Here is a 20113-nt window from a genome sequence, read left to right on the forward strand (position 1 = left end):
CGCCCGTCCGGGTGACCGGCGCGGGAGCCGCTGGGTAGCCTGACGGCCGTGAAAGTGGGCACTGCGGGGACTCGGCTGATCGTGCTGCGCGGCAACAGCGCCTCCGGCAAGTCATCGGTGGCGGCGGGTCTGCGGGACCGGTTCGGCCGCGGCCTGGCCCTGGTCGGCCAGGACAACCTGCGCCGCGTCGTCCTGCGCGAACACGACCTGCCCGGCGCGGCGAACATCGGCCTGATCGACCTGACGGCCCGCTATGCCCTGGACGCCGGGTACCACGTGGTGGTGGAGGGCATCCTCTACGCCGACCACTACGGCGACATGCTCGCCCGGCTGCGCGCCGACCACCGCGGCCGGACCCACGGCTACTACCTCGACGTGCCGCTTGAGGAGACCCTTGCCCGGCACGCCTCCAAACCGATCGCCGACGAGGTCGGCCCGGCCCGGTTGCGCGAGTGGTACCGGCCGTTGGACCTCCTGCCCGGCGGTGCCGAGACCGTCGTCGGCGGCGACAGCGCGCTGGCCGCGACCGTCGACCGCATCATGCTGGACACCGGTCTCGCGGGACTCCCGGCCCGGGACCGCTGACGGCCTGCCGTGCGTCGCCCGCGGCCCGGTCACGTTCCGGTCGCGGTCCGGGGCATCCGGGTGGGCGCCGCGCTGCCGTGCCCCGGAATCACCGCGTCGCCCGGCCGCGGTGCGCGGGCCGTCGTACGCTGCCGGAGTCGGCTCCCGGAACCGTCCGAGGAGACTTCGCAGGGCGTCGAGGGGCACAGCGGGGCGTCGAGGGGCATCGCGCAGCAGCGAGGGAAGCCAGGGGAGTCAGGCATGAGCACACTCCGCACCGCCGCATCGGTCCGCGTCACGCCCGAGGGTCTGCGCTGGGAGCCCAGCGGACGCTGGGTGCGGGGCCGTACGAAGGGCGTCACCGTCGTCGACAGCCGGCACCCCGTGCTCGTGTGGGAGCCCAGCGTCCCCGTGCCGCTGTACGCCTTCCCGCGCGAGGAGGTCCGCGAGGATCTGCTGCGTCCGGCGCGGCACCCCCGCACCGGCACCCACACCGGTTCGCAGCACTTCTACGACCTCCGCGTCGACGGCGAGTGGCTGGAGAACGCGGCCTGGACCTTCCCGGCCGCCGACCTTTTTGGCCACCTCGCCTTCGAGTGGTCCGCGCGCACCGGCCGGGGCCTGGACCACTGGTACGAGGAGGAGGAAGAGATCTTCGTCCACCCCCGCGACCCGTACAAACGGGTGGACGCCCTGCCCAGCAGCCGGCACGTCCTGGTCGAGATCGACGGCACGGTCGTGGCCGACACCCGGCACCCGGTCCTGCTGTTCGAAACGGGCCTGCCGACCCGCTACTACATTCCCCGCGAGGACGTCCGCCTCGACCTGCTCCGCCCCACCCGCCACCGCACGGCATGCCCGTACAAGGGCACCGCCGAGTACTGGTCCTGGCGGGGCGGGGCCGACGTCCCGGCCGGCATCGTCTGGAGCTATCCCGAACCCCTGCGGGCGGTCGCGGCGGTCAAGGGCCTGCTCGCCTTCTACAACGAGGCCGTCGACATCACCGTGGACGGCGAGCGTCTGACCCGCCCCGACACGCACTTCGGCGCGGCGCTGCGGGGACGGCCCGCGGACTGAGTCCGCTCCGGCGCCGCGCTCCGGACGGGGGGCCGCTCGCGAACCGGGGCCGCGGGGAGGAAAGATGGGACGCCGAGCGATGGATCAACGACGCGGAGGAACGGACCCATGCCGCACGAGCGAGCGGGCACGCCGGCCCGGCCTGAGGACATGGTCGACGTGGCCCGGCTGGTCACGGCGTACTACGCGCTGCACCCCGACCCCGCCGAGCCCGCCCAGCGGGTGGCGTTCGGCACCTCGGGACACCGCGGGTCGTCCCTGGCGACCGCGTTCAACGAGGACCACATCGCCGCCACCAGCCAGGCGATCTGCGAGTACCGCGACAGTCAGGGCGTGAGCGGCCCGCTGTTCCTCGGCGCCGACACCCACGCGCTGTCGGAGCCCGCGAAGGCCACCGCGCTGGAGGTGTTCGCCGCGGGCGGCGTGGACGTGCTGATCGACGAGGCGGACGGCTACACCCCCACACCGGCCGTCTCGCACGCGATCCTCACGCACAACCGGAACCGCTCCTTCGGCCTCGCCGACGGAGTGGTCATCACCCCCTCGCACAACCCGCCTGCCGACGGCGGCTTCAAGTACAACCCGCCCAGCGGCGGCCCCGCCGCCTCCGCCGCGACGGCCTGGATCCAGGACCGCGCCAACCAGATCATCGCGGGCGGCCTGAAGGACGTACGGCGCATCCCCTACGCACGGGCGCTCGCCGCGGACACCACCGGGCGGTACGACTTCCTCGGCCGCTACGTCGCCGACCTGCCGAGCGTGCTGGACCTGGACGCGATCCGGGCGGCGGGCGTGCGCATCGGTGCCGATCCGCTGGGCGGGGCGTCGGTCGCCTACTGGGGCCGGATCGCCGAGGCGCACCGGCTGGATCTGACGGTGGTCAATCCGTACACCGATCCCACCTGGCGGTTCATGACGCTGGACTGGGACGGCCAGATCCGCATGGACTGCTCGTCGCCGTACGCGATGGCCTCGCTCATCGCACAGCGGGACCGCTTCGACATCGCCACCGGCAACGACGCCGACGCCGACCGGCACGGCATCGTCACTCCGGACGCGGGTCTGATGAACCCCAACCACTATCTCGCCGTTGCCATCTCCTACCTCTACGGCCACCGCCCGCAGTGGCCCGCGGGCACGGGGATCGGCAAGACGCTGGTGTCGTCCTCGATGATCGACCGGGTCGCCGCCGACCTCGGCCGTCGGCTGGTCGAGGTTCCGGTCGGGTTCAAATGGTTCGTGGACGGGCTCTCGGACGGGACGCTCGGCTTCGGCGGCGAGGAGTCGGCGGGCGCCTCGTTCCTGCGCCGGGACGGGTCGGTGTGGACGACGGACAAGGACGGCATCCTCCTGGCCCTCCTCGCCTCGGAGATCACGGCCGTCACCGGTCGAACGCCCTCCGAGCACTACTCCCGGCTCACCGCCCGCTTCGGCGAGCCCGCGTACGCCCGTGTCGACGCGCCCGCCTCCCGCGAGGAGAAGGCCCTCCTGGCGAAGCTGTCCCCGGCACAGGTCACGGCCGAGACCCTGGCTGGGGAACCCGTGACCGCGGTCCTCACCGCGGCTCCGGGCAACGGCGCCGCCATCGGGGGGATCAAGGTGACCACCGAGCACGCCTGGTTCGCGGCCCGGCCCTCGGGCACCGAGGACGTCTACAAGGTCTATGCCGAGTCCTTCCGCGGGCCGGACCACCTCCACCAGGTCCAGGAAGAGGCCAAAGCGGTGGTCCTCGCCGCGCTGAAGGGCTGATCGGCCCGCCCCGCGTCATGGGCCGGCCGCGCACCCGCGGTCCGGGTCCGCCCCGAAAGGGCCTTGGTCACCGCCGCCTTCGCCGGATCGATTCCGTACCGGGCGGCGGACACGGCCTGACTCACGCCGCAGGTATCGGGTTCGTCGGCCGGGGCGGACCACAGCGGTCAAGAGCCCACGTGGGCGAGTTGTGGGCGGCAGGCTCCGTGTGCGGATCACGCACCGTCGCGGACCGCGGCACCGGCCTCCGGTCCCGGGACGGCGGCGTGCGGTACGCGCCCGGGCTCTGCTTGTCCACGTAGACCCGCCGGTCGGTGGCCGCCGCTGCCGTCTCTGTCACGGGTACTCCTGTTTCCAGATCGCACTTGGCGCATCTCGTCGGTTCTTTGCCTGATCGATCGTTGTCCGTCCTATCATCGGCCCATGGCTGTTGAAAGTGGAACTATCCTTCGTGGGAGTGACGGGTCCGGCGCGCGCGTCGAGATCCTCGGCGCGCGGAACGTACCGCTCGGCGGCCCGCGGGCGATGACCGTACGGCGTACCCTGCCGCAGCGGGGCCGCACGCTCATCGGGGCGTGGTGCTTCGCCGACCACTACGGTCCCGACGACATCGCCGCGACGGGCGGGATGGACGTCGCGCCCCACCCGCACACCGGCCTGCAGACGGTGAGCTGGCTGTTCAGCGGGGAGATCGAGCACTGCGACAGCCTGGGCAGCCACGCGCTCGTCAGGCCCGGCGAGCTGAACCTCATGACGGGCGGATCCGGGATCAGCCACTCCGAGGTGTCGACGTCCGGCACCACCACCCTGCACGGGGTGCAACTGTGGGTGGCGCTGCCCGACGAACACCGGAACACCGCACGGGACTTCCAGCACCACGTTCCGGACCCGGTGTCCCTGGACGGCGCCGAACTGCGTGTCTTCCTCGGCTCGCTCGCCGGCGTCACGTCCCCCGTGCGCACCTTCACCCCGCTGCTGGGCGCCGAACTGGCCCTGGCCGCGGGCGCCTCGGTGACCCTCCGGCTCGACGCCGGCTTCGAGCACGGGATCCTCGTCGACGCGGGCGACATCCACGTCGACGGGACCGCCGTGCGGCCCGCCGAACTCGCCTACGCCGCCCCGGGACGCACGACGCTGACCGTGACGAACGGAGCGCGCGAGTCCGCCCGGCTGATCCTGCTCGGCGGTCCGCCGTTCGGCGAGGAGATCGTCATGTGGTGGAACTTCGTCGGCCGCACCCACGAGGACATCGTCCGGGCCCGGGACGACTGGCAGAACGCGTCGGAGCGGTTCGGCCACGTCGAGGGCTACGACGGAGAACGCCTCCCGGCGCCCGCCCTGCCCCATGCCACCCTCACGCCGCGCAGGAACCCGTCCCCTCCCGGCGGCCAGGTGCGGTGACGCCGACTCGCACGACCCCGCTCGCGGCCGCGCCCCGGCCAGGGGCGAGTGCGGAGCCCGCAGTGGAGCAGGTCGATCCGGCGCGCGGCCTGCTCCCGCTGGTCCGGTGTGTCCGCGGCCCGCGTGATGCCGGTGAGTGACATCAGCACGTCGTCCGCGGGGGCCTCGGGCCGGGTCGGTCCTGCTGCGGTGGTCTCGCGGCGAGCGGCGTGTCCGGCGCGGCGTCCAGGCGGTCCCGGCTGTGCGCGAAGTGACGTCCGCCCGCGGCCACCGCCGCGCGGATCGCGTCCCCGAGGCCGACCCTCGCCCCTGTGACGTCGCCCACCTACTCTTGCCGTAGTGGGGAAGGTAAACCTAAGTTCGACCACATGTCCGCTTTTGAACCCCCATCTCCCGCCGGTCCCGGTGAACCAGCCCGGCACCCGGGCGGCTCCGCTCTCTTCGATTTCGATGTCGACCTCACCAGGCACGAGGTGCTGCGGCGGGCCCACGTCCTGGAAGCCCTCGGCCCGGACTGGGATCCGGTCGAGGCGCTGCGCGGCGAGGAAGCAGCCAGGGACCTGCTCTACTCGGATCTGGACGAGGAACAGCAGCGCGTCTACGACGACATGGTCGCGGCCGGTGTGCTGCCGCCGCGCGGGGGTGGCCGTGCTGCCGCTTGATCCACAGGCGGACATCGGCCGCCGCGCCTGGGTGCCCTGCCCGCACTGCGACGACAGCCGCGGCTGCGCGACCTGTGAACAGGGCCGCACCTGCGCCGACCACTGGCGCTATCTGCTCTCCCACACCGGCAGCCTGCTGCATCTGCAGTGCCCCGCGTGCGCCCACGTCTGGGACCACGAGACCGGTTTCGGCGCCACCCGCTCCGGCTGGCGGCGCACCACCAGCGGCCTGCCCCGCGCCTGATCCCGGGCGCCGCCCCGCGACGTCAGGCGGACGTGGCCGCCGCCCGGTCGAGCGCGTCCCGCGCCGCGCCCAGCGCGGCGGCCCGGTCCTGCGGCACGAGCCCGATGCGGGTACGCCGGTCGAGCAGGTCGGCCACGTCGAGCGCGCCCTCGTGCCGGACGGCCCACACCAGGTCGGCGCGGGTGACGGGATGGCCGGGCAGGACGGGCTGGGCCAGGTGCGGTTCGCGCTCGGCGAGTGCGTGCACCGCGGGCGCCTCGGTGCCATGCCGGCGGACGAGCCGGGCCGGTGCGGGCAGCGTGCCGAGCAGGTCCGGCGGTGCCGCGCCGACCAGCGGCAGCGACGCGGTGCAAGGCGGCCCCGCGGGCAGCCGGCGGGTGGCCACGGCGGTGTCGACCGCGTCCTGCGCCATGCGCCGGTACGTCGTGAGCTTGCCGCCCACCACCGTGACCACGCCGTCCGCCGAGGTCAGCACCGCATGCCTGCGTGAGATGTCCGACGTACGGACGGGCCCGCCGGAACCTGAGGCGTCCAGCAGGGGCCGCAGCCCCGCGAAGGCGCCGACGACGTCCGCGCGCCGGACAGGCACGTCCAGGACCGATCCGAGCACGTCCAGCAGGAACCCGACGTCGGTCTCCGGCACCTCGGGCACGTCGGGGACGCCGCCTTCGACCGGCTCGTCGGTGAGACCCACGTACACCCGCCCGTCGCCCTGAGGCAGTACGAGCACGAAGCGGTTCGTCTCGCCGGGGACCGGGACGTGCAGGCCCGCGGGGAGCGCGCCTGGACGGTCCGAGCGCAGTACCAGATGGGTTCCCCGGGAGGGGCGTATCCGGATGCCGTCCACCAGCCCGTCCGCCCACACACCGGCGGCGTTGATCACTGCACGGGCGCGGATCTCGCCCTCCTCGCCGGTGAGTTCGTCACGGACCCGGGCGCCTGTGCCGGTCAGCTCCAGCGCCCTGACCCGGGTGAGGACCTTCGCGCCGTGGGCGGCGGCGGTCCGGGCCAGTGCCGTGACCAGGCGGGCGTCGTCGATGACCCGGCCGTCCCAGGAGAGCAGCCCGCCGCGCAGCCCGGCGGCCCGTACCGACGGCGCCAGCCGGCGGGCCCTGACGGCGGACAGCCGGCGGGGCACGGGCAGCGTCGCCCGGGACGTGCGGGCGGCCCGCCGCAGGGCGTCCCCGGCCAGGAAGCCGGTCCAGGCCAGGGACGCCTGGCCGCGCGAGACCAGCGGGGTCAGCGGCAGCACGAAGGGCTGGGCGCGTACGAGGTGCGGGGCGGTGCGCTCCATCAGCACCCCGCGCTCGACGGCGCTTTCGTGAGCGACGTCGTACTGCGCGGCGGCCAGATAGCGCAGCCCGCCGTGGATGAGCTTGGAACTCCAGCGCGAGGTGCCGAAGGCCAGGTCGTGGGCGTCCACGGCGACGACGTCCAGGCCGCGGGCCGCGGCGTCCAGTGCGGCCCCGGCCCCGGTGGCACCGAGGCCGACGACGAGGACGTCGGCCGTGCCGTCGGCCGCCGCCGCGAGTTCACGGACGCGGCGGGCCGCGGAGAGGGACGAACCAGGGACAGGGGCGGAGGTGCGGGCCGGGCTCATGGCGTCAGGATCCTCTCCAGGACGAGGCGCAGTTCGGCGAGGAACGCGGCGGCGGTCAGGTCGGCGTCGGCCTCGTCGGTCATGGTCCGCAGGGACAGCGTGAAGGACTGGACGATCAACAGCAGGGAACGCGCCTGCCGTTCGACGGGGGCGGGGCGCACCGAGCCGTCGGCGTGTCCCTCGCGCAGGGCCTCGGCCAGCAGGCCCAGCAGGGCGTCCTGGCTCGCCCCGCGGCGGTCGAGCACATAGGGGAGGAGCAGTTCGGGATCGACGTCGACGATCTTGCGGAACAGCGGGTGCGCGCGAAAGGCCCCGACCCCCGTGACCAGTCCCTCGACGATCAGCGCGCGGGCCTCCCGCCTGGGCCGCCGCTCGGGCAGTGCCGCGGTGGCCACGCCGATCCACTCACGGGTCATCAGATCCCCCACCAGGGACCGGATGTCGGGCCACCGCCGGTACAGCGTCATCCGCGAGACGCCGGCGCGGCGGGCCACGTCGGTCAGGGTGGTGCGCCGGACCCCGACCGCCAGAACGCAGTCGCGCACCGCGTCCAGGATCGGATCGCTGTCCGAGTCATTGTGACGAATGGGCGTCATGTGTCACAGTGTAACGGCGTTATCGCCGGTCCGTGGGGCGCGGGGGAGAAGCGGCCTCGCGGGCCGGTCCGACCCGGTCGCGGACCGGCCGGCACCGCGATCCGATCGATGAGGACGACCGTTCATGGACATGTTGTGGAACGGCTGGGGCGACCCGGCGAAAGCGGCCCCGCTGCCCGATGCTGTGACCGGACTGCTCGGCCAACTGCTCGGCGTCGTACCGCGTGGCACCCGCGCGCTCGCCCTCGACGACATTCGCGTACCGGGCTCCCCGCTCGATGCCGCCGCCTCCGGGGCCCTGGCGGACGCCGTCGGCGGTGCGGCCCACGTGCGCACCGATGCGGACAGCCGCATCCGGCACACCCGGGGCAAGTCCACCCCGGACCTGCTGCGGATGCGGGCCGGCGACGTCGCGGACGTCCCGGCGGCCGTCGTCCTGCCCGCGAGCCACGACGAGGTGCTGGCCGTGCTGCGTGCCTGCGCCCGCCACGGCCTGGCCGCGGTCCCGTTCGGCGGCGGCACCTCCGTGGTGGGAGGGCTCGCCCCCGCCCGCCACTGCGAGGTCGTCGCCGTCGACCTGCGCCGCATGAAGGGCCTGCTCGACCTCGATCCGGTCTCCCGCACCGCCACCCTGCAGCCCGGCCTGCGCGCCCCGCAGGCGGAGGCCCTGCTCGCCGAGCACGGCTTCACCCTCGGTCACTTCCCCCAGTCCTACGAGTGGGCCACCATCGGCGGCTTCGCCGCGGCCCGCTCCAGCGGCCAGTCCTCCGCCGGGTACGGCCGGTTCGACGACATGGTCCTCGGCCTCACCGTCGCCACGCCCGAAGGCACCCTCGACGTAGGCCGCGCCCCGCGCTCGGCGGCCGGTCCCGACCTGCGTCAGCTGATCCTCGGTTCCGAGGGCGCGTTCGGCGTCATCACCGCGGTCACCGTACGCGTCCGTCCCGTCCCCGTGGCCCGGCACTACGAGGGCTGGCGCTTCGCCTCGTTCGAGGAGGGGGCCACCGCACTGCGCCGGCTCGCCCAGGACGGGCCGCTGCCCACCGTGCTGCGGCTGTCCGACGAGACCGAGACGCTGATCGGACTCGCCGAGCCCGCCGCCATCGGCTCCGCCGGTGCCGAGCGGAACACGGGCTGCCTGGCCGTCGCCGGCTACGAGGGCACCGAGGAGGAGACGGCGCACCGGCGTGAGCGGGCCGCCGCCGTACTGAGCGCCTGCGGCGGCACCCACCTGGGCGCCGGTCCCGGCGAGCGCTGGGCCCATGGCCGCTATGCGGCCCCGTATCTGCGCGATGCCCTGCTGGACGCGGGCGCGTTCGCCGAGACGCTGGAGACCGCGGCCTTCTGGTCCCGTGTCCCCGGGCTGTACACCGCCGTCCGGGAAGCGCTCACCGGCACCCTCACCGAGGCGGGCACCCCGCCGCTGGTGATGTGCCACATCTCGCACGTCTACGAGAACGGCGCGTCCCTGTACTTCACCGTGGTCAGCGCTCAGGGCGAGGATCCCGTAGCGCACTGGGCGCCCGCCAAGCGCGCCGCGAACGAGGCCGTCCTCGCGGCGGGCGGCACGATCAGCCACCACCACGGTGTGGGCACCGACCACCGCGACTGGTATGCCAGGGAGGCGGGTCCGCTCGGCGTCGCGGCGCTGCGCGCGGTCAAGCGCCGACTCGACCCCGAGGGGCTGCTGAACCCCGGCATCCTGCTGCCCGTCGACGGGCCGGCGGGCTGACCGGCGGTCCCGCCGCACCGCCCGTCCCGCCTGTACCCCGTCCGGCCCGTACCACCGTCCCCGCCCGGAGGCTCACCGATGCGACAGTTCACGGCCGTCGTCAACCCCGCCGCGGGCGGCTCCTCGGGAGCGGCGGCCCTGCTGCGGTTGGGCCGGCTGCTGCGCGAGGCCGGGGCGGAACTGGAGACCGAGTACAGCCGCAGCCTGGCCCACGCCCAGGACCTCGCCCGCCGGGCGGGCGAACGCGACCGGGTGGTGCTCGCGGTGGGCGGCGACGGCATGGCCGGATGCGTCGGCGGCGCGCTCAGCGGGACCGGCAGCGTGCTCGGCCTGGTCCCCGCGGGCCGTGGCAACGACTTCGCCCGCGCTCTCGGCCTGCCCGCCGACCCCGCGGCGCTGGCCCGGATCCTGCTCGACCACGCCCCCCGCGCCGTCGACACCATCGAAGTGGAGTCGGCCGTCCACCGGCGCACCGTGGTGCTGGGCAGCGTGTACGCGGGCGTCGACGCGCTCGCCAACCGGCACGCCAACAACGCGCGGCTGCTGCGCGGCGCCGCGTCCTACTACGCCGGCGGGCTGCGCGCGGTGACCACCTGGCGGCCGGCGACCTACCGCGTCACCGTGGACGGGCGGGAGCACCCCCACCGCGGCTACACCGTGGTGGCCGCCAACTCCGCGTACTACGGATCCGGCCGGGCCATCGCCCCCGCCGCCCTCCTCGACGACGGACTGCTCGACGTCGTGCTGATCCGCGAGGCCCCGCGCCGGCTGTTCTTCGCCCTCATGAACGAGCTGCGGACCGGTGCCCATGTCGACCGGCCCGAGGTACGGGTGCTGCGCGGCCGGGAGATCCGTATCGAGGCCGACCGGCCCGTCCCGTACGGCGCCGACGGGGAGGTCGAGGCCACCCTGCCGGTCACGGTCAGGGTGCGGCCCGGCGACCTCGCGGTGCTGTGCTGACGCCGCGGGCGCAGCGGCCGGCCCGACGCCGCACCCCCGGCCCGCGAGGACCGGCCACCGGCCGCCGCAGCTATGCGTCCCGCGGCGGCCCGGTGACCCGCGTGTACGTCACGTCGAAGTCCGGGATCCACAGCCTGCCGTCCTGTGACCGTTCCCAGCCACCCTCGATGGTGTCGCCCCCGGGGCCCACGACGGCGGTGAAGCGCTGGTGGAAACCGGGTGCTGCGCGCCACTGCCGCCACACTCCCTCACTCAGGCTCGTCCGGTAGGTGCGGGCGACGCCGCGGCCGTCCGCGTACAGCGTGGTGAAGGTGCCCGAGGTGTCGTCGTAGCCGGTCAGCGTCACGGTCGGGAACGGCGCGTGCGCGCTCCACTCGGCGGGCAGGACGGTGTCCGGTCCCACGTCCGCGCGCTGTACGAGGAAGGTGCCGCCTTCCAGCCACGCGAATTCGGTCCGGACCGGTCCGGCACGGTGGCCGGCGGCCCGCATGTCCCACGCGCCCACGAGGACGTCGAGCCGCCGTAGTGCCTCGTGGGGTGTCGGCAGCCGCATCGGGCCCTCCTCCGTCTCGTCGAAACCCTGCCGACAGGTCATGACCGGGGGCCCGCGCCGAACTCATCGGTCCGAACTCATCAGTCCGAAGTCCTTATGGCATGGCCGCGACAATTCTGTCAGGCTTCCGGCAGCCGTCGCCCCCACCACCAGGACGCGGCCGGCACCGCACTCCGATGAACGCGCAACCGAACCGCGTCACCCACGGTCGCCCGCCGGCCCACCCCGCCGGACGGCCGACGAGCAGGCCGCAATCCCGGTCTGGGCAAAGGAGTTCCCCGTGAGACCAACCCCCCACAGCCCCCTGGCCGCGAGCGTGGTCGCCCTCGCGGCACTGGCCGCCGTCGCGCTCCCGGTCTCCGCGGCCGCCGCCGCGCCGACCTGGTCCGCGCCGCCGACCGCCGTCTGCGCCCCCGCCCCGCCGATCGCCAACGGCGTTTCCAGGAGAGGCACTTCACCCGGGTCCCGGTCGGCGTCCGCACTGCTCACCGGCTCGGCCCGGACCGCCCACAGCGGCACCGGCCTCATCCGGCCGAACGGGACCGGCGACGCCCGCACCGACACGCTCACCCGGCGCTCCACCGACCCTGCCGGGTGCGCCACGGCACTGCCGGCGGACTCCACACGCACCCCGTCCGCACCCTCGTACACCGTCAGCCTCAGCAGCGACACCACCGGCTCCGTCTGGACCGGCCAGGAGAGCGTGACCTTCACCAACTCCTCCGCCACCGCGCTCGGCGAGGTGTACCTGCGGCTGTGGGACAACTCCCACGGCACCTGCTCGGCGATGCCGATCAAGGTCAGTGACGTCACCGGCGGCACGGCGGGCGCCCTGTCGGCCGACTGCACGTCCCTGCGCATCACCCTCCCCGCGCCGCTGGCCCAGGGGCAGAGCGCCACCATCGGCTTCGACCTGGGCATCACCGTCCCCGCCGGCGCCGACCGGTTCGGCCGTGACGGGGCCTTCAGCTTCGTCGGCAACGCCCTGCCCGTCCTCGCGGTCAAGGACACGACCGGCTGGCACCTGGACCCGTACACCGACAACGGTGAGTCGTTCTACTCCCTGGCCGCCGACTTCAAGGTGAGCCTCGACCACCCCAGCACCCTGCTGGTACCGGCCACCGGCCGCTCGACCGACACCCCGGGCACCGCCGGACGCACGGTCACCACCGCCACCGCCACCCAGGTCCGCGACTTCGCCTGGGCGGCCGGACCCTTCACCCGGATCTCCGGCACCTCGGCGGCCGGCACCCCGGTGAACGTCTACTCCGTGACCGGCATCAGCTCCTCCAGCGCCCAGTCGATGCTGGCCACCGCGACCTCCGCCGTCGACGCCCACGCGGGCCGGTTCGGCGCCTACCCCTACGGCGAGCTGGACGCCGTGATCGACAACAACTTCTGGTTCGGCGGCATGGAGTACCCCGGATTCGTCCTCGACGTGGTGAGCACCACCGCGCTCACCCATGAGATCGGGCACCAGTGGTGGTACGGGATCGTCGGCGACGACGAGTACACCAGCCCCTGGCTCGACGAGGCGTTCACCGACTACGCCACCGACCTGGCCCTGGGGAAGAGTGGCAGCGGTTGCTGGAACAGTGTCTCGTGGGCGTCGTCCGCCGAGAAGATCACCAACTCGATGGCCTACTGGGACGCCCACGCATCCCGCTACTCCACCGTCGTCTACGGCTACGGCAAGTGCGCGCTGCATGAGCTGCGGCGCGTCCTCGGCGACACCGCCATGGCGAAGCTCCTGAAGGACTACGCCACCGCGCACTGGTACGGAGTCTCGACCACCGCCGAGTTCAAGGCCGCCGCCCAGGCCGCCACCGGCACGGACCTGACCTCGTTCTGGACCCAGCACCGCATCGACGGCTGACGACGGCGCGCGGGAGGCGGGTCAGCGCGATCGGCGGGGCCAGTCCCGGTACCGGATCCGGGCCATGGCACGGACCTCGCCGATCGTGCCCCACTCGTTGCCGCCCAGCCGGGACAACGGGCGCAGCCGCCCGATGTCCGGGTGGCCGTCCACCAGGACGTCCTCGCTGACCACGGCATGCACCACCCGGCCCAGCACCAGGGTCGAGTCGCCGAGACCCAGCGTCGCGTGCAGGGTGCATTCCAGTGCCACGGGCGAGGCCGCCACCCGGGGCGGCCGCACCCGCAGCGACGGCTCGCGCGCGATGCCCACCGCGTCGAACTCGCCCTCCGCGCGGGGGAAATCCGTCGCGGTCGCGTTGACCTGCTCGACGAGCGGCTCGGGCGCGAAGTTGACCACGAACTCGCGGGTCGCCTCGACGTTGCGCAGCGAATCCTTGCGTCCCACCGAGGTGAACTGCACGATTGGCGGGTCGGCGCAGGCGACGGTGAAGAACGAGTGGGGCGCCAGGTTCGCCGTCCCGCCGTCCTCGGTGAGAGTGGAGACCCAGGCGATGGGCCGGGGTACGACCACCGCGGTGAGCAGCCGGTAGAAGGAGCCCGGACCCAGGGCGTCCGGTGCGTAGTCGACGCGCATGCCAGCACGTTATGCCCCGGCGCGGGCGGATGCACCGGCAGCCTCTTCGTGCGGCAGGAGGACCACCGCGAGCGCGGCGGTGTCGTCCCGCAGCTGATGGCGGCTGTACTCCAGCAGATCCCCATGGAGCCGGTCCAGCAGTTCCCTGGGCGGCAGCGGCCCCCAGGAACGCAGGCGCTCCACGAGCGGGTAGAAGGCGCCGTCGCGGTCCCGGGTCTCCGTGACGCCGTCCGTGTACAGCAGCAACAGGTCGCCGGGCAGGAAGGGATGGACGTCCACGTGGTACGGCTCGCCGACCAGCATGCCGAGATTGAGCGGCGGATCGGACCGCCCCGTGTCCAGCTCGTGCAGCTCGCCGGGCCTGATCAGCAGCGGCAGCGGATGACCGCAGTTGACGACGCGCACGACGTGCTCGTCGGTGCGGATCTCCGCGAACACGGCGGTGACGAACCGTTCGCCCATGTCGCTCGCGGAGAGCTGCTCGGCCCTGCGCGTCATGCTGGTCTCCACCCGGCTCACCAGCCCGGGCAGACCGGACTCGTCGTGGGCCGCCTCGCGGAACGCGCCGAGCAGGGCAGCCGCGGACTCCACCGCGGGCAGCCCCTTCCCGCGGACGTCGCCGACGAGCAGGCGTACCCCGTGCGCGGTGGGCACGGCCTCGTAGAGGTCGCCGCCGATGCGTGCCTCGGCTGCGGCGGAGAGGTAGAAGCTCTCCAGACGGAGGTCCCCGATCCGGTGCGGGACCGGTTTGAGCAGCACCTGCTGGGCGATGTCCGCGACGAAGCGCACATCGGCGAGCGTGCGCTCCCGCCGGGTCCGGTGGGCGGCCAGGACCGTACCGAGGGACCCCACCAGGGCCGTGCAGAGATATGCGGTCATGTAGTACTGGTCCCACCGGTAGCGGACCTCCCGTCCCGCACAGCACGGGCTGTCGGTCAGCAGCCATTCAAGGAGCACGGCGAACACGGTGAGGCCGGCCACCACGGCCGGGCTGTGGGCGAAGGCGGCCAGCAGCGGCAGCGCGACGAGCACGAAGCTCACCGGCCACTGCCCAGGGGTGAAGAGTTCCAGCACCACGACCAGGGCGACGTAACCGGCCGGGAGCCAGCGCAGCCACGGCGCCGGCCCGGACCCGGTCCGGCCGCTGTCGCCCGCCCGCGGGGCACGACCGGGAAGCCTCACCGCGCGCTCCGCCGCGTCGCTGCGCGCTCGGCACGGAACGCGGGAGCGGAACGCACGGGTGGACGGCACGGCTCGCACAGCCTGGACACACCCGACTCCCGGCAAAAAGTGACCACAAGAGGCCAAGCCTGGTGCGTCCGGCCGCGGCGCACCGTTCATTGCGCCACTCCACGGCATGTCCGCACGACGTTCGTCGGACCGTGCCCGCCGGATCCCGCTCGCCGGCCACACCGTCCGGCACCGGCCTGCCGGGCGGAGCGGGCGTGCGGTCGTGCGGCGCCCGGGCTGACTTTCGCCGCCGGATCGCCTCCCTTGGTCGCGGCACCGTGGACCATCGGCCGACGGCGCGGCGGCGGGCTGCCCGGCACAGTGGCCGCATGGAGAACACGAAGGGGATGGGCCGGGCCCAGTTCCTGGCCGCGGCGGCGTCCGCCGCCCTCGCGGGCGCGCTGCTGCCGGCCGGACCGGCGCGAGCGGCCGGCAGCGGGCGCGGACTGCGGCACCGGGGTGTCGTCTACACGGTGGGCGCGGGCGAGACACCGGGCACGGCCTTCAGCACCGCGCGGATGCGCGAGGACATCCGGGCGATCCGCGACGACCTGCACGCCGACGCCGTGGAGGTCACCGGCGACGGCGTGGAGCGCCTGACGGCCACCGCCGCCGAGGCCGCCGAGCGCGGACTGCACGTCTGGCTCCAGCCGACCCTCGGCGACGTGCCGGCCCGGGACGTACTGGAACACCTCGCCGAGACCGGCCGGTTCGCCGAACGGCTGCGCCGGCACGGCGCGAGCGTCGACCTCAGCGTGGGCTGCGAGTTCTGGCTGTTCGTGCCGGGGATCGTGCCGGGTGACACGGCCGTGGAACGCATCCGGAACCTGCTGGCCGGCACGGTCGACCCGGTCCGGATGCAGCGCCGCCTGGACCGCTTCACCGCACGGGCGGCGCAGACCGGCCGCTCGGTCTTCCAGGGCCGGCTGAGCTACGCGGCGGCCCAGGACGACGAGGTTGACTGGGGTCTTTTCGACATCGTGGGCATCGACTACTACTCGTACTTCCGCCGGCGCTCCGACTACACCGCGGAGCTGACCCGGTACCTGCGCTGGGGCAAGCCGCTGGCGATCACCGAGTTCGGCACCTGCGCCTATGAGGGTGCCCCCGAGACCGCCGGGATGGGCTGGGACATCGTCGACCAGGACAAGGACCCCGCCGAGATCAAGGGCGACCTGGTGCGCAGCGAACGCACCCAGGCCGCCTACCTGGTGGACCTGGTGGACGTCTTCTCGGCGATGGGCCTGTACGCGGCGATGGCGTTCGAGTTCGTCACCCCGGACGCCCCGCACCGGCCCGGTGACCCGCGCCACGACCTCGACCTGGCGAGCTACGCCATCACCAAGACGATCAAGGACCGCCCGGACGACCCCGCCTCGGACTGGCACTGGGAGCCGAAGGAGGCGTTCCACGCCCTGGCCCGCCGGTACGCGACCGAGGGACGGTGCCGGGAAAACCCGTGGAAGGCACAGCTTTCCGGCGCCCGCACGCCACCAAGGAAGTGACGCACATCCCCCGATCACCCGTCCACGCGACAGGGGCGGTCGGGCAGGGCGCCCCAGTACCGACACCTCTCCCGGCGCGTGGCGATCGCTTCGGCGACCGCCCTGCATACGGCGCGGGGCGGAAACCGGTGTCGTAGAAGCAGCCCGTGCCGTACACCCGGTCGTAGGCGCCGCAGGCCGCCGCGATCGACTGCGGGGTCGGCTTCCGGCCGGTGCGCACCCAGGAGTCCAGCGCGGCCAGGGAATTGGCGTACTCCGCGGCGCTGAGCCCGCTGTGCTCGTGCTCGTCGGTGGACGTCTGCACCAACTGCCCGCCGCGGTGGGCACCGGTCAGGGTGGCCCGTTAGGCGGCCTCGTGCTCCACGAACGCCGTCGGGTCGTCGATCGCGTGCAGGGTGAGGACGGCCAGACCGACCCGGCCCGTCAGATCGCTGTCCCAGGAGAGGTCCCGCACGGCGGTGGGATCGGGGGAGAAGCGCTCCACTCCCGCGTTCAGGGCCTCGTCGTCGCGCGCACCGGAGTGCCGCACGCCCCCCGTTGCCGAACGGAGTGCGGCCGCCGAGGCGACTGTGCACCAGGTCGCGGAAGGTGAACGTCGCGAAGCGCAGGTGGGATTCGAGGGTGCGTTCCGAAATCCTTGTGACGCCCAGGACGTCGTCGAGGTTGCGCTGCTGTGCCGCCGTCCGCTCCTGCGGTGCGGACGCGTAGCCCGTGCACTCCTGGAGGCGGGCGCGCAGCCCGGCGGCCGTCACCGGGGAGTCGGTGCGCAGCCCCTGCCACAGCGGATACTGCGGTTCGGTGGGCCGGGGATGGCTGCGGCAGTAGTAGGGAGCGGCCGTCGGGACCGCGGCGGCGGGCGCCGCCCCGGTGCCCGCCGCGACGACCAGCCCCGCCGCCGCGGCGGTCACGGCCCCGCGCAGCCGCCGCAGTCTCCCGCCGGTCCGCGCCGGTGGCCTGCGTTTGATCACGATCCGCTCCCTCGCCGTCGCCGATGCGCCTTCGCACCGCGCGCAGCGATGCCAGGAACGGGCCGCCTGCCGGGCCACGACCCGACGGCTTGCGGTCAAAGTGTTCGCACGGCCCGGCCGGCCGTCGCTCCTTGACCGCGCCCGCGTCGGCCGTACCCGGCGCGGCGCGGGCCGCCCGGCGCCGCTGTGGCCGACGGCCCGTCCGCCGCGTCCGTCGGTACGGACCGCACCCGGTCTCCGCCCGGGGGAGCGCCGGGTCCGCCCGCAGCGGGACGCGGCGCGGCCCGCGGTCGCTGCTGTGTCCTTCCCCACAATGGCCGGGTGAAGCGGCCCCGAGGTGGCGGCCGTCACTTCGCAGGAGGGGTGTTTTGTTTAAGTTCGCTGTGTTCTGACCGGTCCCCGAGGAACTGCCGAGGTCCCGCACCATGCCCCATGAGCCGTCACCCCCGTCCTCTCCGCGGCGGGCGGGAAAGCGCAGGTGCGCAGCGGCCGGCGCCACCGCCCTCGCGGCGTCGGTGGCGTCCCTCTTCTCCCTCGGTGTCCTGGTCTCGGAACCGGCGACCGCCGCGACGGCCACGGCGCGGTCCGACTCCGCCGCCGCCCGGTTCCTCGCCCGGGTGAACCCGCAGGGCAAGGAGCGGGTCACCGCCGCGGTGCTCGACCTGGACACTCCGGCCCGCACCCCCACGGTGTACGGCTCCGACGGCGCGTACGACACCGCGAGCATCGTCAAGGTCGACATCCTCGCCGCGCTGCTGCTGAAGGCGCAGGACGCCGGGCGTGCCCTGACCGCGCAGGAGCGCGCCCTGGCGGAGCCGATGATCGGGCGCAGCGACAACGACTCGGCCGACGTGCTGTGGCGCAGCATCGGTCTGGCCCCGGGCCTGGACGCCGCGAACAAACGCCTGGGGCTGACCTCGACCCAGGGCGGACCCGGAGTCAAGTGGGGGCTCACCCGGACGACCGCCGGCGACCAGATACGGCTGCTGCGGGAGGTGTTCGCCCCGTCCTCCGGCACGTCCGCGAGGGCCGGAGGACTGAGCGAGGATTCCCGGAGCTACCTCCGCACGCTGATGTCCCACGTCGTGGGCGAGCAGTCCTGGGGTGTCTCGGCTGCGGGAACCTCCTGGAAACTGAAGAACGGCTGGCTGGAGCGGGCGACGACCGAACTGTGGGACGTCAACAGCATCGGCTGGATCACGGCGGGCGGGCGCCACTACCTCGTCGCGGTCCTCTCCGACGGCAGCGCCTCGATGGACGAAGGGGTCGCGCTCGTGGAACGCGCGGCCCGCACCGCACTCGCCCCGGCGAGTGCCGCCTGACGCGAGGAGGACGGGCCCCGGCCGGCGGCCGAGGCCCGCTGAGTGCCCGGTGGATCAGGCGGTGTGCAGGGTCAGGCCGTACCGGCTGAGGATCTCGTTGACGGGCTGGAACCAGGTCTCGCCGCCGGAGCTGCAGTTGCCCCAGCCGCCGGAGGTGACCCCCTGCGCCTGGTCGCCGCTGATGAACGAGCCGCCGGAGTCGCCCCCTTCGGCGCAGACGTTGGTCTTGGTCATCTGGTGCACCGCGCCCTGGCTGTAGTTGACGGTCTCGTTCTTCGCGAGCACCGTGCCGCAGTGCCAGTGCGTGGTCGATCCGGACCGGCAGATGGAGGCGCCGACCGGTGCCTCGGCCGAGCCGCGCACGAGCTGGTCGGAGACGGTGCCCCAGCCGAGCACGACCGGGACCGTCCACCAGCCGCTGCCCACGTTGACCCAGGCGTAGTCGTTGTCCGGGAACGACGAGCCCTGGAAGTTGCCGATGAAGCTGCCGTCCCAGCCGCTGACCCCGGCGCTGGGCTGTCCGCAGTGTCCGGCGGTGACGAACCCGCCGTACACGGAGAAGCCGATCGAGCAGCGGACGTTGCCGGTGTAGTACGGGTCGCCGCCCACGGTGCCCGCGGCGAGGGTCGCCGGTGCGCCGGGTATCGACTCGACGGTGACCGGACCGGCCTTGCGAGCCTGGTCGACGAACGACCGGACATCGTTGTCAGACTGCTTGCCCTCGGCGACGTTCACGACCACCGTGCTCGCCTGCGGGTCGACGTGCCAACTGGTGACTCCCGCAGGCGCGGTGAGTTTGTCGAGGCGGGCGAGGGTGGCGTCCAGCTGCCGCGCGCTGTGCTCGACGGTGGTGACACTCGCGCCGGTCGCCCGGATCGCCCGGCGGGTCTCGTCGGCGGTGCCGGGGGTGATGCCGACGGTGAGGGTGCCGCTTGAGGCGTCGAACCAGGAGCCGCCGAACGACGTCCCGGCCGCCCGCCGTGCCGCGGGCTCCGTGGTCGTCGCCCGCTGCTCGGCGGCGAGCCGTGCCTCCGCCTGGGCCTTGGTCAGGCGCAGGTCCTGCTGCATGGCGGTGAGCAGCGCGGCCGAGGCGGGCGCCTTCGCGGACTGGCCGGCGGCGGGTGTGTCGTTGGCGGAAGCGGGCAGGGTGCCCGCCGTCACGCCGACGCCGAGCATGAGCAGGACGGCGAGGCCGGCATGCGTGAATCTGGTACGTCTCATGGGGGTTTGCCCTTCGTCGTTCCAACGGGGTGGGGGTGGAACAGCAGAGTCGGTGAGAGCGCTCTCAGCCGCGTGGCGGGGCAGAGCCTAGCCGCTGATCATGGTCAGGTCCATGCCAATGCGGGGCCGTTCGTGACGGAGCGTCGGACGCCGACGGCACCGGGGGAGGCCAGGGCGGGCACGGCGCGTCGGCGGCGCCCGGGGGTGCGGGGCGCCC

At 73.7% G+C, this 20113-nt stretch carries 17 protein-coding genes and 1 pseudogene; 11 read left to right on the forward strand and 7 right to left on the reverse strand.

Going from position 1 to position 20113, the window contains the following annotated elements; all coding sequences use genetic code 11:
- Window positions 1-39 precede the first annotated feature (39 nt).
- From ACFYPJ_RS24460 to ACFYPJ_RS24485, 6 genes are all read left to right on the forward strand, one after another.
- The gene (locus tag ACFYPJ_RS24460) at window positions 40-585 is read left to right on the forward strand and encodes a kinase (RefSeq protein WP_389021187.1); all 546 of its coding nucleotides are present in this window, start codon (window positions 40-42) and stop codon (window positions 583-585) included.
- Between the two features lie 240 nt (window positions 586-825).
- Window positions 826-1641 (forward strand): DUF427 domain-containing protein, encoded by an 816-nt coding sequence (locus tag ACFYPJ_RS24465; protein ID WP_389020916.1) that lies wholly within the window; start codon window positions 826-828, stop codon window positions 1639-1641.
- A gap of 108 nt (window positions 1642-1749) precedes the next feature.
- On the forward strand, window positions 1750-3390 hold the full coding sequence (gene pgm / locus ACFYPJ_RS24470; RefSeq protein ID WP_389020919.1) for a phosphoglucomutase (alpha-D-glucose-1,6-bisphosphate-dependent): 1641 nt from the start codon (window positions 1750-1752) through the stop codon (window positions 3388-3390).
- Between the two features lie 423 nt (window positions 3391-3813).
- Window positions 3814-4791: a pirin family protein gene (locus ACFYPJ_RS24475; RefSeq protein WP_389020922.1), complete on the forward strand. Its 978-nt coding sequence runs from the start codon at window positions 3814-3816 to the stop codon at window positions 4789-4791.
- 368 nt (window positions 4792-5159) lie between these two features.
- Window positions 5160-5453, forward strand: coding sequence for a DUF6400 family protein (locus ACFYPJ_RS24480; protein WP_389020925.1), 294 nt, complete (start codon window positions 5160-5162; stop codon window positions 5451-5453).
- Window positions 5440-5697 (forward strand): hypothetical protein, encoded by a 258-nt coding sequence (locus tag ACFYPJ_RS24485; protein WP_389020927.1) that lies wholly within the window; start codon window positions 5440-5442, stop codon window positions 5695-5697. The genes ACFYPJ_RS24480 and ACFYPJ_RS24485 overlap by 14 nt, the downstream gene beginning before the upstream one ends.
- Window positions 5698-5719: 22 nt before the next feature.
- Here ACFYPJ_RS24485 and ACFYPJ_RS24490 read toward each other — a convergent pair whose 3' ends face one another.
- Window positions 5720-7297, reverse strand: a complete 1578-nt coding sequence (locus ACFYPJ_RS24490) for a glycerol-3-phosphate dehydrogenase/oxidase (protein WP_389020929.1) — start codon at window positions 7295-7297, stop codon at window positions 5720-5722.
- A complete protein-coding gene (locus tag ACFYPJ_RS24495) occupies window positions 7294-7893 on the reverse strand; it encodes a TetR/AcrR family transcriptional regulator (RefSeq protein ID WP_389020931.1) in 600 nt (199 codons plus the stop codon). The genes ACFYPJ_RS24490 and ACFYPJ_RS24495 overlap by 4 nt, the downstream gene beginning before the upstream one ends.
- 124 nt (window positions 7894-8017) lie before the next feature.
- Between ACFYPJ_RS24495 and ACFYPJ_RS24500 the strand changes: the two genes are divergently transcribed.
- Both ACFYPJ_RS24500 and ACFYPJ_RS24505 read left to right on the forward strand, forming a co-directional pair.
- Window positions 8018-9625 (forward strand): FAD-binding oxidoreductase, encoded by a 1608-nt coding sequence (locus ACFYPJ_RS24500; RefSeq protein ID WP_389020934.1) that lies wholly within the window; start codon window positions 8018-8020, stop codon window positions 9623-9625.
- 78 nt (window positions 9626-9703) lie between these two features.
- On the forward strand, window positions 9704-10585 hold the full coding sequence (locus tag ACFYPJ_RS24505; RefSeq protein ID WP_389020937.1) for a diacylglycerol kinase family protein: 882 nt from the start codon (window positions 9704-9706) through the stop codon (window positions 10583-10585).
- Between the two features lie 70 nt (window positions 10586-10655).
- On the opposite strand, the gene ACFYPJ_RS24510 is transcribed toward ACFYPJ_RS24505, so the two are convergent.
- On the reverse strand, window positions 10656-11180 hold the full coding sequence (locus ACFYPJ_RS24510; RefSeq protein WP_389020940.1) for a hypothetical protein: 525 nt from the start codon (window positions 11178-11180) through the stop codon (window positions 10656-10658).
- Between the two features lie 238 nt (window positions 11181-11418).
- Here ACFYPJ_RS24510 and ACFYPJ_RS24515 point away from each other — a divergent pair, with 238 nt between their 5' ends.
- Window positions 11419-13014: a M1 family metallopeptidase gene (locus tag ACFYPJ_RS24515; RefSeq protein ID WP_389020942.1), complete on the forward strand. Its 1596-nt coding sequence runs from the start codon at window positions 11419-11421 to the stop codon at window positions 13012-13014.
- 21 nt (window positions 13015-13035) lie between these two features.
- Here the strand turns inward: ACFYPJ_RS24515 and ACFYPJ_RS24520 are convergent, their stop codons facing one another.
- Window positions 13036-13650, reverse strand: a complete 615-nt coding sequence (locus ACFYPJ_RS24520) for a flavin reductase family protein (protein ID WP_389020945.1) — start codon at window positions 13648-13650, stop codon at window positions 13036-13038.
- 9 nt (window positions 13651-13659) lie between these two features.
- Complete coding sequence (locus ACFYPJ_RS24525) at window positions 13660-14832, reverse strand: PP2C family protein-serine/threonine phosphatase (RefSeq protein WP_389020948.1); 1173 nt, start codon at window positions 14830-14832, stop codon at window positions 13660-13662.
- Window positions 14833-15209: 377 nt separating this feature from the next.
- Here ACFYPJ_RS24525 and ACFYPJ_RS24530 point away from each other — a divergent pair, with 377 nt between their 5' ends.
- Window positions 15210-16385: an abortive phage infection protein gene (locus ACFYPJ_RS24530; RefSeq protein ID WP_389020951.1), complete on the forward strand. Its 1176-nt coding sequence runs from the start codon at window positions 15210-15212 to the stop codon at window positions 16383-16385.
- 34 nt (window positions 16386-16419) lie between these two features.
- On the opposite strand, the pseudogene ACFYPJ_RS24535 reads toward ACFYPJ_RS24530, so the two are convergent.
- Window positions 16420-17212: pseudogene (locus ACFYPJ_RS24535) on the reverse strand (hypothetical protein); the annotation flags it as partial.
- Between the two features lie 566 nt (window positions 17213-17778).
- Between ACFYPJ_RS24535 and ACFYPJ_RS24540 the strand changes: the two are divergent.
- The gene (locus ACFYPJ_RS24540) at window positions 17779-18675 is read left to right on the forward strand and encodes a serine hydrolase (protein ID WP_389020954.1); all 897 of its coding nucleotides are present in this window, start codon (window positions 17779-17781) and stop codon (window positions 18673-18675) included.
- A gap of 54 nt (window positions 18676-18729) precedes the next feature.
- Here ACFYPJ_RS24540 and ACFYPJ_RS24545 read toward each other — a convergent pair whose 3' ends face one another.
- Entirely contained in the window at window positions 18730-19896 is a 1167-nt protein-coding gene (locus tag ACFYPJ_RS24545; protein WP_389020957.1) for a S1 family peptidase, read from the reverse strand.
- Between the last annotated feature and the right edge of the window lie 217 nt (window positions 19897-20113).

Origin of the sequence: Streptomyces sp. NPDC006012 (genome assembly GCF_042871185.1) — a bacterium.
Taxonomy (GTDB): domain Bacteria; phylum Actinomycetota; class Actinomycetes; order Streptomycetales; family Streptomycetaceae; genus Streptomyces.

What these genes read in the sequence shown, in the direction of transcription:
- ACFYPJ_RS24465 (WP_389020916.1), top strand. Translation starts at nt 826, where the DNA reads ATGAGCACACTCCGCACCGCCGCATCGGTCCGCGTCACGCCCGAGGGT.
- ACFYPJ_RS24480 (WP_389020925.1), top strand. Translation starts at nt 5,160, where the DNA reads ATGTCCGCTTTTGAACCCCCATCTCCCGCCGGTCCCGGTGAACCAGCC.
- pgm (WP_389020919.1), top strand. Translation starts at nt 1,750, where the DNA reads ATGCCGCACGAGCGAGCGGGCACGCCGGCCCGGCCTGAGGACATGGTC.
- ACFYPJ_RS24540 (WP_389020954.1), top strand. Translation starts at nt 17,779, where the DNA reads ATGCCCCATGAGCCGTCACCCCCGTCCTCTCCGCGGCGGGCGGGAAAG.
- ACFYPJ_RS24500 (WP_389020934.1), top strand. Translation starts at nt 8,018, where the DNA reads ATGGACATGTTGTGGAACGGCTGGGGCGACCCGGCGAAAGCGGCCCCG.
- ACFYPJ_RS24475 (WP_389020922.1), top strand. Translation starts at nt 3,814, where the DNA reads ATGGCTGTTGAAAGTGGAACTATCCTTCGTGGGAGTGACGGGTCCGGC.
- ACFYPJ_RS24505 (WP_389020937.1), top strand. Translation starts at nt 9,704, where the DNA reads ATGCGACAGTTCACGGCCGTCGTCAACCCCGCCGCGGGCGGCTCCTCG.
- ACFYPJ_RS24530 (WP_389020951.1), top strand. Translation starts at nt 15,210, where the DNA reads ATGGAGAACACGAAGGGGATGGGCCGGGCCCAGTTCCTGGCCGCGGCG.
- ACFYPJ_RS24520 (WP_389020945.1), bottom strand. Translation starts at nt 13,650, where the DNA reads ATGCGCGTCGACTACGCACCGGACGCCCTGGGTCCGGGCTCCTTCTAC.
- ACFYPJ_RS24495 (WP_389020931.1), bottom strand. Translation starts at nt 7,893, where the DNA reads ATGACGCCCATTCGTCACAATGACTCGGACAGCGATCCGATCCTGGAC.
- ACFYPJ_RS24490 (WP_389020929.1), bottom strand. Translation starts at nt 7,297, where the DNA reads ATGAGCCCGGCCCGCACCTCCGCCCCTGTCCCTGGTTCGTCCCTCTCC.
- ACFYPJ_RS24545 (WP_389020957.1), bottom strand. Translation starts at nt 19,896, where the DNA reads ATGAGACGTACCAGATTCACGCATGCCGGCCTCGCCGTCCTGCTCATG.
- ACFYPJ_RS24510 (WP_389020940.1), bottom strand. Translation starts at nt 11,180, where the DNA reads ATGACCTGTCGGCAGGGTTTCGACGAGACGGAGGAGGGCCCGATGCGG.